Annotated in this window: 3 protein-coding genes; all 3 read right to left on the reverse strand. The window is 62.7% G+C overall.

What is annotated here, in order from left to right:
• Positions 1-206: 206 nt before the first annotated feature.
• Positions 207-962, reverse strand: a complete 756-nt coding sequence (locus EN893_RS20275) for an N-acetylmuramoyl-L-alanine amidase (protein WP_127268667.1) — start codon at positions 960-962, stop codon at positions 207-209.
• Complete coding sequence (locus EN893_RS20280; protein WP_127268668.1) at positions 959-1678, reverse strand: DnaJ family molecular chaperone; 720 nt, start codon at positions 1676-1678, stop codon at positions 959-961. The genes EN893_RS20275 and EN893_RS20280 overlap by 4 nt, the downstream gene beginning before the upstream one ends.
• Before the next feature lie 164 nt (positions 1679-1842).
• A complete protein-coding gene (locus tag EN893_RS40070) occupies positions 1843-2103 on the reverse strand; it encodes a hypothetical protein (protein WP_081734943.1) in 261 nt (86 codons plus the stop codon).
• Positions 2104-2114 lie beyond the last annotated feature (11 nt).

The raw sequence follows: 2114 nt of genomic DNA on the forward strand, positions 1-2114 counted from the left end.
TCCTGTTCTGTCTGAACCGCGCGAAGATGTTCACGCAGCAACGCCTAACCAACGTCGGAACAACCCGGGGGGCTTGGGGTCCGACATCTACACGTCAGCCGTTTGACGCCCGAATTGGTGTCAAACAAGGCCAGGCAAGTCACTTTGAGTGACAGCTTGTAACTTAAGGATTGGAAAGAATTGCTTGGGAGAGGCTCTCCCGGGGGTCAGCGCCTCATGGAAGCAAGCAGCCTTTGCAGCGTCCGCAGCGTCGAGCCGTCGGCAACGCCGTCCACCTTGCGCGGCCGGAAATGACGCTGGAAGGCCTCGACCACCGCCTCCGTCTGCCGGTCGAAAATGCCCGATATTTCAACGCCATAGCCGTAGAGGGCCAGCATCGACTGCAACGCTTCGACGTCGCCGCCGGTATCGCCGGTTGTCAGAGTGGCGCCTCGCCTGACGGGCGCGGCCGCCACGAGATGGCCAACACCGGCCTCGAACAGCGTCCGCCACGGAAACTTCTCGCCGGGATCGATCTTGCGCCCCGGCGCAACATCAGAATGCGCGAGTACCCGCTCGGCGGCGATCGAATGCCGACCGGCGATCCCACGGCACAGCGCGATCACCGCATCGATCTGCCGCCGGGGAAAACCGGGATAGCCCAGCGAATGCCCTGGATTGACGATCTCGATGCCGACCGAACAGGAATTGATGTCGGCCCGTCCGAACCACGAACTCTTGCCGGCATGCCAAGCGCGGTCGCTTTCCCTGACCATCTGCACGATATGGCCATTCTCGTGGACGAGATAATGTGACGAGACCTCGCTGGCCGGGTCGCAAAGCCAGGCCTCGGCCCCGGCGCCGGTCGCCATACCGGTGTAGTGCAGCACGATCATGTCAGGCCTGGGCGTCTCGCGCCGCGGGCCGAAATTCGGCGATACCCTGACTTCGGCACGTGGCTCGTCGGGCAGAAAGCCGCTCATGCGTGGCGCAGGCCCCGCTCGATCATCTCGTAGGCAACGTTGATCGCCGCCACCCTGGTGGTCGCGATCTTGATGAATTCCTGAGGCAGGCCGCGCGCGATCAGCCGGTCCGGATGATTGTCGGAAACCAGCTTGCGATAGCGCTTCCTGACCTCTTCGAACGGCTTGCCGCGCTCGATGCCAAGCACGACATAAGGATCCCCGGCGCCCAGGTTGACATGTCGCGCCATGATGGTCTCGTAATGCGCTTCGTCGATGCGGAAAATCTCGGCGATGCGGTGCAGGAAGTGGCCTTCGCGCTCGTGCACCAGCCCGTCGGCCTTGGCGATGTGGAACAGACCGTCGAGTATGTCTTCCAGCATCACACAATTGGAATGCCCGGAACCGCACATCTGCGCCATCCGCTCTGCATAGGTCTCGAAACCGGCCACGTCGCGCTGGGCGAGATCGAACAGACGCGCCACATTGCGCGTCTCCTTCGGCGGCACTTCGAATATTTCCTGGAAGGCGCGCACCTCGTCCTGGGTGACGATACCATCGGCCTTGGCCATCTTGGCCGACAGCGCGATCATCGCCACCGAAAAGGCGACACGCCGGCGCAAATCCGCATCGCCGGCGAAAACCGTGCGCACGGCCTCGACCACGTCGGCGACACCCGACGAGGCTGAGGATGAAACGCGGGTGATGAATTCGCCGAGGCGATCCCAAATGGACATGGCCTGCTTCTTAGAGCCACCGCCCGCTCCTATCAAGCCGGGACAGTGCCGCAGGCTTTGCGCGACAAATCGATCGGACTCGAACGCCACGGCGCTCGGACAATATGAAAAAGGCCAGCGCGAGCCGGCCTTTCTCATTCATCACACGAAGTACTGCTTGCTCACTACTGCGCGGGCGCAGGAGCTGGTGTTGCCGGAGCCGGCTCGGCAGGCTTCTCGGGTGTGATGCTCTTCGTGGTAGAATTATCCGTTGCCGGAGGCGTCGCGGCCGGCGGCGTGGCTTCCGGAGTAGCCGGCTTCATCGGTTCCTCGGCGGCCGGCGGATTGGTGCTCTGGGTGGTGGTATTGTCCGTACCGCTGTCACTGCAGGCGGCGACGCCAAGCAAGGCCAGAGCGGAAACGGACGCGAGAATGAGCTTTTTCATTTGTCTCTCCT

The sequence above is a fragment of the Mesorhizobium sp. M7A.F.Ca.CA.004.04.2.1 genome (assembly GCF_004022825.1).
GTDB lineage: Bacteria > Pseudomonadota > Alphaproteobacteria > Rhizobiales > Rhizobiaceae > Mesorhizobium.